The organism is Streptomyces meridianus (genome assembly GCF_023703325.1).
In the GTDB taxonomy this organism is placed as follows: Bacteria; Actinomycetota; Actinomycetes; order Streptomycetales; family Streptomycetaceae; genus Streptomyces; species Streptomyces meridianus.
This window is the reverse complement of record NZ_JAMQGM010000045.1, coordinates 125,441-137,520: the sequence shown is the minus strand read 5'-3', so window position 1 is coordinate 137,520 and position 12,080 is coordinate 125,441. Positions and strand designations below refer to the sequence as shown.

Sequence of the window (12,080 nt, the reverse complement as noted above, 5' to 3'; positions counted from 1 at the left end):
CCCCAACCGAAACGGCGAGGTTAGAGCTTGTCTCACGTGGCGTCAGGTTGATGCGGCATGATGCCTTGCCATGGGTGTTGGCCTGTCGCAACGGTTGGTTCCTGACGAACTCTGGTCCCTGGTTGCTCCGTTGCTGCCGTCGTTCTCGTCGCGTCCACAGGGAGGAGGGACGGCCCCGATCGATGAGCGGGCCGTGCTCACGGCCGTGGTGTACGTGCTGACCAGCGGCTGCGCATGGCGGCATCTGCCGGAGACGTTCGGCGTCTCGCCGGCCACCGCACACCGACGGTTCTCCGCATGGACCGAGGCCGGACTGTGGCGGCGACTGCACCAGGCCGTACTGGACGAGCTCGGTGCCCGAGGTGAGCTGGACTGGACCTCGGCCATCGCGGACGCGGCCTCCGTCCGCGCAAAAAAGGGGGATCGCTGACCGGGCGCAATCCGGTCGACCGGGGCAAGAAGGGCAGCAAAGTGCACGTCCTGTCCGACGCGCAGGGCTTACCTCTCGCGCTCGGCGTCTCCGGCGCCAACGTCCACGACAGCCAGGCGCTCCTACCGCTGATCCTGGGCATCCCCGCCATCCGTTCACGACGCGGCCCGCGAAGGCGCCGCCCAGGCAGGCTCCGCGCGGACAAGGCCTACTACTCCGCCGATCGACTGGCATGGCTGCGAAGCCGTGGCATCGTCCCGCGCATCGCCAGGCCCGGCATCGAGTCCAGCGAACGACTCGGCCGGCACCGCTGGAAGATCGAACGATCGATCTCGTGGCTCTTCGGCTACCGCCGCCTCACCGTCCGATACGAGCGAAAGGGCAGCCACTTCCTGGCCTTCCTCGGACTCGCGGCAGCCCTGACCTGCTACAAGAAGCTCGCGAAACTCACCACGTGAGACATGCTCTTAGCCTTACCTCACAGTTCGCGCTATGCAGTCCTGCGTAGGAGCGGCTCCCCAGGTCAGAACGTTGGAAACCGATTACAGGGGGTACTGGACGGGGGTAACTGCAAGGCCCTCGGACCAAGGGCGGCTAGGTAAGACGAGTGGTTTCAGTCAAGCCTCCACCTATCGCATAGCGACGTGCTGCAACGCTGCCAGAATTCCGTGAGGCGCTGATGCGACCGGGGCCAGTCGGACACGACAGGCGGTGGATCATGGAGCATGCGACAAACGGGCTGACCAGGGACGTCAAGACGAGACGTCTTGCTGTCGGCGACTCCGTTGAAGAGCTAACTGCTTTGCTTCATCGTTCTTACGCCGATCATGCTGCGGCTGACCGAGTCTTCTTCGCTTCGTACCAGTCAGTGCGGGACACCGCTGAACGAGTGGGGAAGGGAGAGTGCTGGCTCGCCTTCCGGGGTGCCGAGCTGGTGGGATCGGTGACGGTGGCGGCTGCGTACGCAGTACCCGAGACTTATCCAGCTCCAGCGGGTGCCGGGGCGTTCTGGCAGCTGGCAGTGGATCCGTTGTACCGGGCGAAGGGGCTCGGACAGCAGTTGCTGACCTTGGCGGAACAGCGCCTTGCCGCGCTCGGGTCCGCGGAGGTCGTCATCGACACATCGGCCCAGGCCGTTGACTTGATCGGCTGGTACCGCAGGCACGGCTACGTGCCTGTCGGGACCTGGCGCTGGGACGTGACGAACTACGCCAGCGTGGTCCTTCTGAAAGACCTGGTACACGGCCGATACGTCCAATGACACGGGTGTCGGTGCCCCCAAGGGGACACCGACACCCATAGATGGGCAGCGCGTGGTGCTACTGGTCGAGAACTCGGACTGCGTCTTGGCCAGCGACGGTGAGGGCTTCGTCCAGGGCCTCGGTGTGGCGTCCGCCGGCGCTGGCGACGGCGCCCTGGCCGCCGGCTCCTCCGCCGACGGCGCGGGCTGCGGAGACGAGGATCTGGCTGGCCTGGGTGCCCGTCTCGTGGAGGCTGTGGGTGACTGCGGCGGCAAGGAGGGCCTTGCCGCTGTGTTCGGTGCCGAGGATGACGATGGTGGGGTTGTCGCTGAGAAGGCCGACGGTGTCGGCGGCCAGTGTGCGGAGCTCGTCTGGGCCGAGGCCGGTCAGCTTCTCGGTGACGATCCGGCCGCCGGCGACGGGGCGGGCGGATGCGGCGAGCTCTTGGGCGCGGCTTCGCAGCTCGGCCTCGCGGAGGCGGCCGAGTTCCTGCTGGGCGGCGGTGAGGGCGTCGAGGCGCTTGCGCAGGGCCTCGGGCGCGTTCTGGGGACGGGTACCGAGGAGGGCGGAGAGTTCTTCGAGGAGTCGGCGCTCGGTGTCGTAGTAGCTCAGCGCGTCGCGGCCAGTGAGTGCCTCGATACGGCGGAGGTTGGAGCCGATGGAGGCTTCGCCGAGGATTCGGACCGGGCCGGCGTTGGAACCGTGTCCGACGTGGGTTCCGCCGCAGAGCTCACGGGAAAAGTCGCCGATGTCGACGATGCGGACACGGTCGCCGTACTTCTCCCCGAACAGGGCTGTCGCTCCGGCGGCCTCGGCTTCAGCGCGCGAGGCATGCCAGATACGGACTTCGGGGTCATCGAGGAGGTGGTCGTTGACGAGGGCCTCGATGGCGGCGAGTTGGGTGCGCTCGACTGCGGAGAAATGGGCGAAGTCGAAGCGGAGGCGGCCTGCGTCGACGAGGGAGCCGTGCTGGCTGGCGTGGTCGCCGAGGGTACGGCGAAGCATGGCGTGCAGGACATGGGTGGCGGAGTGGGAACGGGCGACCGCGTCGCGGCGGGCGCCGTCGACGAGAGCTTCGGTCTCCTCGCCGGTGCGGATCTCGCCTTCCACGACGCGGACGGTGTGTACGTGGAAGCCCTCCAGGCCGGACTTGGTGTCCAGGACCTGCAGGAGCGCGCCGCCAGCGGTGCGGATGGTTCCGGTGTCGCCGACCTGCCCACCGGACTCGGCATAGAACGGGCTCCGGTCCAGGACCAGCTCGATCGTGCTGCCCTGGTCGGCGCCGGGCACGATGGTGCCCTCGGCGATCAGGCCCAGGACGGTGGACTCGGCGTCGATGTGGTCGTAGCCGACGAAGTCGGTACGGCCGTGGCGGGCGGACAACTCGCGGTAGGCGTCCTGGCGGCGTAGGGCCTCGGCGGTCTTGGCCTTGCCGCCGGTTTTGGCACGCTGCTGCTGCTCGGCGAGCAGATCGGCGAAGCGGTCCTCATCGACGCTCAAGCCGGCGTCGTGGGCCGCCTCGATGGTCAGCTCGACGGGGAAGCCGTACGTGTCGTGCAGTTCGAAGGCGGTCTCTCCGGTGAGGGTCGTGGCGCGGCTCTCACGGCTGCGGGTGATGGCCGCGTTCAGCAGCCGGGTGCCTTGGGCGAGGGCGCGAGTGAAGGACTCCTCTTCAGCTGTGACGACCTGCTCGATCAGGCTCGCCTGGCTGGTGAGCTCGGGCCAGGTGTCGCCGAGGTTGGCGATGACGCTGGCGGTGGCCGGAGCGAGGACGGGCTGGTCGATGCCGAGCATTCGGGCGTGGCGGATCGCGCGGCGCATGAGGCGGCGCAGGACGTAGCCGCGACCGTCCTTGGCGGGCAGGACCCCGTCGGCGATGAGGTAGGCGACGGAGCGGGCGTGCTCGGTGACGACCTGGAAGGAGACCTTCTCCTCGCCGCCGCCGGGGTAGTCGCGGCCGGCGAGTTCCTGGACGGTCTTGAGGGTGGGCATCAGGAGGTCGGTGCCGCAGACGTTCTCTACGCCTTGGAGGATCGCGGCGAGCCGGTCGAGGCCGAGGCCGGTGTCGATGCTCTGCTGGGCGAGGTCGCCGAGGATCGGGAAGTCGCCCTTCTTGTCGCCTTCGCCGCGCTGATACTGCATGAAGACGAGGTTCCAGATCTCCATGTAGCGCTCGCCGTTGACGGCGGGCCCGCCCTCCCGGCCGAAGGAGGGACCGCGGTCGTAGTTGACCTCCGAGCAGGGCCCACACGGTCCGGGGACGCCCATGGACCAGAAGTTGTCCTCCATGCCCAGGCGTTGAATGCGCTCCGCGGGGACGCCGATCTTGCGCCACAGCTGTTCGGCCTCGTCATCGCCCTGGTAGACGGTGATCCAGAGGCGATCCTTATCCAGGTTGTAGCCCTGGGTGAGGAGTTCCCAGGCGTAGGCGATGGCGTCGGCCTTGAAGTAGTCGCCGAAGGAGAAGTTGCCCATCATCTCGAAGAACGTGGCGTGCCGGTTGGTACGGCCGACGTTGTCGATGTCAGAGGTGCGGGCGCACTTCTGGATGGTGGTGGCGCGGGGATGCTCGGGAACGACCTCGCCTAGGAAGTAGGGCTTGAACTGGTTCATCCCTGCGTTGGCCAGCAGCAGCGTCGGGTCGGAGGGAATGAGCGGGCTGGACGGCACATGGCGGTGGCCGCGCGAGGTGAAGAAGTCCAGGAAGGTGGAGCGGATCTGCATCGAGTGCATGGCTGTTCGGCCCTCACGGAAGAGTCTGGGAGAGATGTGGGGTGTTCACACGCCGAGCCGGGCAGAGAACAAGGACTGAGGGGTTCTCAGTTCTCCAGCTCGACGCAGATAGCTCGCGCCCCCACGGTGTAAACCATGACTCCAGATCCGTCGCTTTGAGATGGCGCAGCCGACACCGGACGCAACGGGCCGCTGCGACTGCACCACCCAGCGTAGCGGCTCTGGAGTCAAGATCGCTTGGAGTGCTTGTCCCGTTGGCCGGTACCCACCAGAAGGAGCAATCCTGTGGCGAGGTCGTCGGCGTGCGGGAGTACGACAGCGGCGCCGGCCCGGGTGAGTGCCGCGGGGCCGGCGAAACCCCAGCCTGCGCCGACGGCGGTCACACCGGCTGCTCGGGCCGCGTGCATGTCGGACTCCATGTCGCCGACGAACACAGCTTCGCTGGGGAGGACGCCGAGTTTGTCGAGAGCAAGAAGCACAGCGTCGGGGGCCGGCTTGGGTGCCGCGTCCTCGTAGCAGACGACGGTGTCGATCAGGCCAAGGATGTTGGGCGGCAGAAGCCAGTTGACCCGTCGGCGGCTTCGCAGGGTCACGATGCCGGTGGCGACGTCGGCGGCGCGGAGCGCGACGAGGACGCCGGCGACGAAGGGGAACACCTCGGTGGTGAGGGTGGCAGTTGCCGTGGCCGCATCCCAGATGTTCTCGTTGATAGCTCGAAGCACGCCGAGTTCCGCGAGTACGTGCTGGCGTGGGGTGGTGGCGGCATCTGCCGGAAGGTCGTCGACCGTGACGCGTCGGCCCAGGACTGTGGTCGCGAAGCCTGCCAGGGTTGCGAGTTGGGCGGCTCTGCTGTCGATGAGGACGCCGTCGAGGTCGAAGAGCACGGCTCGCGTCATACGGCATCACAAGTCCGGGGCGAGGGCAGGTCGGCTTCGGTGAGCAGGGAGTGGAGCGTGACGCGGTGCTCGGCCAGCAACATCCGGCCTCCGAGCGGGCGCTCCAGCACGCACAGCGCGTCGGAGACCGGAGTCCCGGCGATCCGCAAAGTCCGGGCCATGGCGAGCAGTTGGCCGCCGGATCGGACGACGTCGTCAACGAGTACGGCCCGGCGGCCGTCGATGGCGGTGCCCTCGATCTGCCGGCGGGAGCCGTATCCCTTCGGGCTGCGGCGCAGGAAGACAGCGGGCAGGCCGGTGGCGGCGGACAGGGCGACGACGAGGGGGATGCCGCCGAGTTCGATGCCGGCCAGCACCTGGGCGTCGTCGGGGACGAAAGCGGCCATGGCGGCGGCGGTGTCACGCAGGAGCGCGGGGTCGGCGGCCAGCCGGTACTCATCGAAGTAGGTATCAAGCCGGGTGCCGTTGGGAAGGTGGAACGGGGCCTTGACACAGGCGGCTTCGGCGAGCCGCGCGGCGAGTTCGGGCGGTTGCGTGCTGGTGGTCATGCTCCTCCGTTCGGTGTCTTGTCGAGCGTGTCGAGTCGGGAGCGGAAGGCGTCGGCGGACTCGGCAGTGCTGAGGAAGGCGAGGGGCCGGGTCAGGGTCTCGTACAACCACTTCTCCTCGCGCAGGAAGGCGAGCAGGCGCAGAGCGGTCCGCCCGGCGAGGCAGATCGGTACGGGCCGGATAGTGGTTGCGTAGTAGAGGGCGGCGGTCAGCTCGTGCAGGGTGCCGACGCCTCCGCCCATGGCGACGACGAGGTCGGCGTGGTCCAGGTAGTGGTTGAGCCGGGCGCCGAGGTCGGGAAGGTGGACGGACAACGTGGAGTGCGGGTTGAACGCGCCCCATTCGTCGTGCTTGCCCGTCAGGGTCACCGCGGTGACGGTGGTTCCCTGGGACGAGGCTCCCCGCGCGGTGGCCTCCATCAGGCCGTTGTAGCCGCCGTGCAGGAGTGCGTAGCCGGCTTGGGCCAGGGCTCGGCCGATATCCTCGGCCAACTTCTCCTCTGCGGCGGAGGCGGGGACCACCCCGCCGAAGAACACGGCAGTCCGGCCCTCGCGGGTCCGGTCGCTGGTCGAGCCCGCAAGGTGGAGCGCGTTCACACCAGCTCCTGGTACGAGCGGTAGGCTGCGATGGCGGTCCCCAGGCCGCTCAGCGCATCGGGGCAGGCCCGCTCGACCAGGGCGAGCATCCGCTCGATCGCAGCGTCGACGTCGGTGGCCATGGGGATGGCCGGTCCGCTGATCGCGGCCTCCAGGTCACCCAGGCAGGCCCGGCCGATCGGGGTGACGGCGATCTCCTCTCGCAGCTGGTACCAGCCCCAGAACCGCGAGGTAGGGGCCAAGGCGGTCTTGATCAGGTCCTTCGTCGCGGTGTGGAGGCGGTGCCACTCGGAGTAGGCGACGAACTGCTGGCCGCGCTTGATGCGCTTGTGCAGCAGCACGGCCAGCACCAGGTGCTCGATCAGCAGCTCGGTGCAGGTGCGCGGCCGGGCGAGAAACTCGACCACGAAGCGCTCGGCCATGGCGGCCTCCTCGGCCGTGACCGGTGACGGCTCCCGGTCGAGGAGCAAGGCGGTGGCAACTGTCGCCCGCAGGCGCGGGATGCGTGACGCGGGTACGAGGTACAGGTCGATCTGATGCAGGTGCCCCTCGTCCGGGACGAGAAAGACCATCCCGACTCCGCCGAGGGCGGCGACGATCGTGTCGCGCCAGCCGGGCAGAAGGGCGCCGGCCTCAACGGACATCAGGTCGTCCAGCGCCTCGACGAACGCGGGGAACTGGGCATCATGGACGCCGACGACGAAGTCGAGGTCCGAGAGGCGGTCGGCGGTGCCGTGGGCCAGGGAGCCGCGGACCATCAGGTGCGTGACGGCCGGGGAGGTGGCCAGGATGTCGGCGAGCTTGGACAGCAGCGGGAGCTGGGTCGGGCGGTTGGCGTGGGCGAGCTCGGACAGTTGCAGGGCGGGCATGCGCGTCCTCCGTTCGGATGCCGGCGGGGTGGGCTTGCGGGTGTTCAGGCCGTGAGGGCGAGGAGACGACGCTTGGCCGACGTCCAGCGCGTCGCGGCTTCCTCGTCGCCGAGCGAGGTGTGGAGCTCGGCGATCAGGTCGTAGACCGCGCCCTCGGGCAGGGCGTAGGTGTAGAAGAGCCGCAGCAGCATCCGCTCTGCCGCCTCCGTGTAACCGAGGTCGGCCATTCCGCGGGCGGCCTGGAGCCGCTCGGTGAGCATCGACCGGTTCGCGGCGGGCAGCGGTTCGACGGCGCCCGGGTGGAGCGAGGGACGGCGGGCCAGGCGCCGGTAGGCGTCGTCGGCGTACACGTCGGCGATCAGGTGGATCCGGTCCGGGCCCAGCAGGTTGCACACCCCGTGGGCATACGTCGGCGTCAGCCGCCAGATCCGCCCGCCGGCCATGTGCACCTTGGTACCGCCGGTGACCAGGAACGCCGACGTGTTGGTGTGCAGGGGGATGTGCAGCCGGTGCCGCTCGACCTGGTCGAGCTCGTCGTAGTCGCGGTGTTCCCACAGGAAGGCGTTGGCCTCCAGCCGGGCGAGTCGCACCCACATGTAGTTCAGGCCGAGTTCGGCCAGCAGTGCGGCGATGGTCGGCATCTGCGCCAGCAGGACGGTTGGCCTGGCCGCGCAGTCGCCGATCGTTACGTCAGCGGCGTCGCCGGAGGCGCTCATCAGCGAGGTCGTCCACCAGCCTCCCGACTGATAGGCGCTGTACTCCGCCTTCCAGGGCGCCTGGGCCGTCAGGGCCTCGTGGCGCATCCGCTCCACCTGAGCAGAGTTGACGGCGTCCAACTGGGCGATCTGTCCCGTCAAGGCGGTCAAAGTGTCCATCGGTTCCCTCCCGTCGCCGACCTGCCGGGCAGCAGGCCGGTGTGCGCGTGGTGCTGGATGGGTTGATCGGCAGAAGCTGTTGCCGCAGTCGATCTCACGCTTCGCTGCCAGAAGCGCACGGAAAGCGAAGTGGCGTTCAGCATGGTGGCGCCGGTTGGGCACGGATACGACGTCACCACCGTCATGGGACCGCCCTCACCGAGGCCCCGCGGTCCGGTCGACGACGTCGTACGTCATCACGACCGTCATGGCTGCCGTCATCTCGCCCGCAGAGCTACCAAACGGGTTTTCTGCTGATCGGCCGCGGCTATCGTCAGAGCAGACGAACGGGGACGGAGAGGATCTGCGGTGGCTGAAACTCCCACGCTCTTAAGGGTCTTGACGCTGCAGCGGCACTGGCAGGTCTACGAGACCTTCCGCCTCCGGTTCGAAGCGACAGCGAGTTCGATCGCCGAGACGGAGAATGACCCGCGACTTCGCGGCTTGTCGGTCTCCAAGCGGCAGTTCGAGCGCTGGTACGGCGGCGCCGTCAAAACCCGCCCCTACCCAGACCAGTGCCGAGTGCTGGAGGCCATGTTCGGCGTCAGCGTCGATCTTCTTCTCGCTCCCGCGCCACCCGCTTCACCTCCCGCGCCGGCGGTCGACCCCCCGCTCGTCATACCGCCGCCACGGCCGGCCCCTGTCCTCCTCGCAACCGAGCAGGCAGCGGCACCGTCCGCTGGCGGCCCGTTCAGCAGCGAGACCCGCTTCGACGCGGGCCCCACGGAATTGGAAAGGCAGGTCACGATGGCGGCTCGTCGTGCACTTCGGTTCACCGCGATGGCGGAGGGCAGCAGTATCGGCCCGGAGACCCTGAGTCAGATCCATGACGAAGTGCGGCGGCTCACCGTCGCGTACCCGAGGCTGGCGTTGCCGACTCTGCTCGGCGACCTGGTCGAGGTGCAGGACCTCACCTTCCGGCTGCTGGAGCACGGCCGGGTCAAGCCCCTGCAGGCCCGGGAACTGTACCTACTCGCCGGGATCACCTCCGGCATGCTCGCCAAGGCCAGCCACGACCTGGGTAACCCGAGCGCCGCGATGATGCAGGCCCGCACTGCCTTCGTGTGCGCCGACAACGCCGACCACCATGCCATGCGCGCCTGGGTCCGCTCCCTCCAGTCGCTCATCTCCTACTGGGCCGGCCGTCCCGCCGAGGCCGCCGACTACGCCACCCTCGGCCAGAGCGTGGCCGGCAACGTCCGTGGTACGACCAGCGTCTGGCTGGCCTGCCTCTCCGCCCGCGCCCACGCCCTCCTCGGTGACGGCGAGTCCACCCGCAGTGCCATCCAGCAGGTCGAGAATGCCCGCGCGGCCGTCGAACTCGACGACCTCGACGCCTTTGGCGGCATCATGACCTTCCCCGTACCCCGGCAGCTCTACTACGTCGCCGAGGCCACCATGCACCTCGGCGAAGATGCCGTGCTCGGCGAGAGTCAGGCGGAGGCCGCCGTCACGGCGTACCGCAACGCCGCTGAGGACGAGTGGGCCTTTGGCGACGAAGCCGGCGCGCAGACCGACCTCGCCCTCGCCCGCATCGCCCGCAATGAGATCGAGGGAGCCATCGAGGCCATCCGCCCCGTGCTCGACCTCCCCACCGAGCAGCGGAACTTTGGCATCACCAGCAGCACCCAGCGCGTCCACGCCGCGCTGCATGCCGACGCGCGACAAGGCGGCATGGCGGCCGGCCTGCGTGAGGAGATCGAAGCCTTCACCGCCACCCCGACGTCCGCCCTGATCCGGTGACCCCGCAGATAGGCTCCTCGGCCGTGACTCCAGTCCACCTGGCCGGCCCTCGTCTGGCACTGCGCGAAGTCGAACCCGACGACACCGACGCCCTCCTGGCGATTTACGGCGACCCGGAGGCCACTCGGCACCTCAGCTTCGAACCGCGCACTCCCGACCAGATCCAGGCGATCATCGACCGGTCCGTCGCCTCCGCGAAGGACTCCCCCAGAACCGAGTACTGCCTCGCCATCACCCGGCTCGGCGAGCACCGACTGATCGGCTACGCGCGCCTGGCGACCGAACCGCAACAAGCCGCCACCATCGGCTTCGCGCTGCGCCCGGCGCAGTGGGGCAAGGGCTTCGGCACGGAGACCGTCCACCTGTTGTGCGGGCTCGGCTTCAAGGTCCTTGGCCTTCACCGCATCTGGGCGGCCCGCTCACCGCTCAACGAGGCGTCCGCTCAAACCCTTCTGCGGGCGGGGATGACCGAGGACGGCCGGATCCGCGACCACGTCTTCGTCCACGGAGCGTGGCGCGATTCGATCACCTACTCAATCCTGGAGCACGAGTGGACACCGATCGACGGGCTGAAGCCCACCGCGGCCTCTGAGCCGGATGCAACCGGAGAGACAGGGCCCCGCATAGGGCCACCCGGAACTGGAAGCGGACAGGGGAGGTGAACTCGTGCTGACAGTCCCACACATGGTGGTCCCTGGCATCGCCGAGTTCGCACGCGGCGACCTGCCCGACCTGCCCGCCACTGACGACGGCAACGACTGGGTCGAAAGCTTCTGCTGGCTCTACTGCGGCCGACGCTGGACCCGCGTCCTCTGGATCGGCCCCGTGACCGTCGGAGGCGCCCAGGTACCGATGTACGCATGCGGTCCGTGCATCAGGACGCTCCACCAGTTGGTCTGGCAGTCCATCCTCCTCAGCGAAACCGGATCCTTTCTCTCAACTTATGCAGAGAAAGACCATGCTGGTTCTGCCCGGCACGCATCTCGGAACCTGGGTAGTGATGCGGGCTCGCCTGTGGCGTGAGTTACCTCGGCCGCCGCCCCACTCCGTCCTCTCGATGTGGCCTTCGTGGCCAAAGTACCGCCAGCCCTCGGTATCGGTTCGATGGCGAGCACGCTGGCGGGTGGGTGAAGCTGCGCCTCAGCGCCATCCGGCCCATGGTTCGTGCTCGACACCTGTTCGCCGCATCCCTGCTGGTTCTCGAAGGAGAGATCGCCCGTGCCGCCGCTACGCGCCGCCGAGGAATCCATGCGCGTACAAAACGTGCGACGCTGTCAGTGTGGATGCATCCTGAGCAGGTACAACAGGGGCGCACATTGCAGTGGATGCATCCGTTTCATGCGTAACGGCCAGCCGCCTCGACCGGACATTCCTCCGCACGTGTGGGAATCACCCCAGGTTCAAGAAGCCCTGTTAGACAGGGATTTCGGTCAAATGTGCCTGGTAGTACGGCAGCTCTCATCGCTCCGGCAGGACGACATGGCCGTGCTTACTGGGCTGAGCCAGGCCTTCTTGTCGATGCTCGAGGCCGGCACGCGCAGACTCACGAACGTCGACAAGGTCGTCCAGCTTCTCGAGGGCCTGGGAGTGCCCATCGAACTCACTGGCCCCATGCTCCGCACCTCAGCACCGGAGCGTACATCCCCCAACCAGCAGTCGCCCCTGGTGCGGGCGAACGGCTGCGGCACGCTTCACAGTGCAACCCGCCCCCTGCTCCCACCGATGGATGATTCGTAGCCGTATCGAGTGTTTTGGTGACGCACCGTCATTAGGGGTTGCACATGGCCAAGAAGGTTCCCCTCAAAGAGCGGGCTCTGAACGCCGATCGCATCACCCGGATCGGCAGGGAGGTTCAAGCCGTCCTGCCCGACTTAGATGCAGGGGGATTCATTCGCGAGGTGCTCGCCGACCTTCCTCGGCTTGAGTTGAAGGATCGGATCGCCCGCACCAGCCAGGCGCTCCGAGCCCATCTTCCGGTCAGCGGTTCCGAGGCGCTCGAGGTTCCGCTGCGCTCGTTGCCGCCGACCCCTGAAGCCGCTGGCGTGACGAATGACTTCGGCCTACACATTTACTCTCCCCACTCCGACTATGTCGCCCGTTACCTATGCAG

General features: G+C 68.0%; 11 protein-coding genes. 5 read left to right on the top strand and 6 right to left on the bottom strand.

All coding sequences use genetic code 11. The features are described 5' to 3' along the window. Window positions 1–70: 70 nt before the first annotated feature. Window positions 71–888, top strand: a protein-coding gene (locus M1E25_RS20755; protein WP_372501221.1) for an IS5 family transposase whose coding sequence is annotated in 2 segments (ribosomal slippage) — window positions 71–419 and window positions 419–888 — 819 coding nt in all. Because the reading frame shifts where the segments join, the coding sequence is not laid out codon by codon here. Between the two features lie 260 nt (window positions 889–1,148). Further along, complete coding sequence (locus tag M1E25_RS20750) at window positions 1,149–1,691, top strand: GNAT family N-acetyltransferase (protein ID WP_251417912.1); 543 nt, start codon at window positions 1,149–1,151, stop codon at window positions 1,689–1,691. Window positions 1,692–1,749: 58 nt separating this feature from the next. Here the strand turns inward: M1E25_RS20750 and alaS are convergent, their stop codons facing one another. From alaS to M1E25_RS20720, 6 genes are all read right to left on the bottom strand, one after another. After that, window positions 1,750–4,404 carry an alanine--tRNA ligase gene (gene alaS, locus M1E25_RS20745; protein WP_251417910.1) on the bottom strand — a complete coding sequence of 885 codons (2,655 nt, stop codon included), beginning with the start codon at window positions 4,402–4,404 and terminating at the stop codon, window positions 1,750–1,752. Window positions 4,405–4,631: 227 nt separating this feature from the next. After that, window positions 4,632–5,300, bottom strand: a complete 669-nt coding sequence (locus M1E25_RS20740) for an HAD family hydrolase (protein ID WP_251417908.1) — start codon at window positions 5,298–5,300, stop codon at window positions 4,632–4,634. Further along, window positions 5,297–5,848 carry an orotate phosphoribosyltransferase gene (locus M1E25_RS20735; protein WP_251417906.1) on the bottom strand — a complete coding sequence of 184 codons (552 nt, stop codon included), beginning with the start codon at window positions 5,846–5,848 and terminating at the stop codon, window positions 5,297–5,299. The genes M1E25_RS20740 and M1E25_RS20735 overlap by 4 nt, the downstream gene beginning before the upstream one ends. After that, complete coding sequence (locus tag M1E25_RS20730; RefSeq protein ID WP_251417904.1) at window positions 5,845–6,444, bottom strand: LOG family protein; 600 nt, start codon at window positions 6,442–6,444, stop codon at window positions 5,845–5,847. The genes M1E25_RS20735 and M1E25_RS20730 overlap by 4 nt, the downstream gene beginning before the upstream one ends. Next, window positions 6,441–7,313, bottom strand: a complete 873-nt coding sequence (locus M1E25_RS20725; protein WP_251417902.1) for a hypothetical protein — start codon at window positions 7,311–7,313, stop codon at window positions 6,441–6,443. Before M1E25_RS20725 ends, M1E25_RS20730 begins: the two co-directional genes overlap by 4 nt. A 44-nt stretch (window positions 7,314–7,357) precedes the next feature. Next, a complete protein-coding gene (locus M1E25_RS20720; protein ID WP_251417900.1) occupies window positions 7,358–8,188 on the bottom strand; it encodes an aspartyl/asparaginyl beta-hydroxylase domain-containing protein in 831 nt (276 codons plus the stop codon). A 348-nt stretch (window positions 8,189–8,536) separates the two neighbouring features. Between M1E25_RS20720 and M1E25_RS20715 the strand changes: the two genes are divergently transcribed. The 3 genes from M1E25_RS20715 to M1E25_RS25820 all read left to right on the top strand — a co-directional run bounded on the left by M1E25_RS20715 (window position 8,537) and on the right by M1E25_RS25820 (window position 11,707). After that, the gene (locus M1E25_RS20715; RefSeq protein ID WP_251417898.1) at window positions 8,537–9,970 is read left to right on the top strand and encodes an NsdA family TPR-like regulatory protein; all 1,434 of its coding nucleotides are present in this window, start codon (window positions 8,537–8,539) and stop codon (window positions 9,968–9,970) included. Between the two features lie 23 nt (window positions 9,971–9,993). Beyond that, complete coding sequence (locus tag M1E25_RS20710) at window positions 9,994–10,632, top strand: GNAT family N-acetyltransferase (protein ID WP_251417896.1); 639 nt, start codon at window positions 9,994–9,996, stop codon at window positions 10,630–10,632. A 586-nt stretch (window positions 10,633–11,218) separates the two neighbouring features. Continuing rightward, window positions 11,219–11,707 (top strand): helix-turn-helix domain-containing protein, encoded by a 489-nt coding sequence (locus tag M1E25_RS25820; RefSeq protein WP_308290458.1) that lies wholly within the window; start codon window positions 11,219–11,221, stop codon window positions 11,705–11,707. Window positions 11,708–12,080 lie beyond the last annotated feature (373 nt).

What these genes read in the sequence shown, in the direction of transcription:
- M1E25_RS20720 (WP_251417900.1), bottom strand. Translation starts at nt 8,188, where the DNA reads ATGGACACTTTGACCGCCTTGACGGGACAGATCGCCCAGTTGGACGCC.
- M1E25_RS20725 (WP_251417902.1), bottom strand. Translation starts at nt 7,313, where the DNA reads ATGCCCGCCCTGCAACTGTCCGAGCTCGCCCACGCCAACCGCCCGACC.
- M1E25_RS25820 (WP_308290458.1), top strand. Translation starts at nt 11,219, where the DNA reads ATGCGCGTACAAAACGTGCGACGCTGTCAGTGTGGATGCATCCTGAGC.
- M1E25_RS20740 (WP_251417908.1), bottom strand. Translation starts at nt 5,300, where the DNA reads ATGACGCGAGCCGTGCTCTTCGACCTCGACGGCGTCCTCATCGACAGC.
- alaS (WP_251417910.1), bottom strand. Translation starts at nt 4,404, where the DNA reads ATGCACTCGATGCAGATCCGCTCCACCTTCCTGGACTTCTTCACCTCG.
- M1E25_RS20735 (WP_251417906.1), bottom strand. Translation starts at nt 5,848, where the DNA reads ATGACCACCAGCACGCAACCGCCCGAACTCGCCGCGCGGCTCGCCGAA.
- M1E25_RS20750 (WP_251417912.1), top strand. Translation starts at nt 1,149, where the DNA reads ATGGAGCATGCGACAAACGGGCTGACCAGGGACGTCAAGACGAGACGT.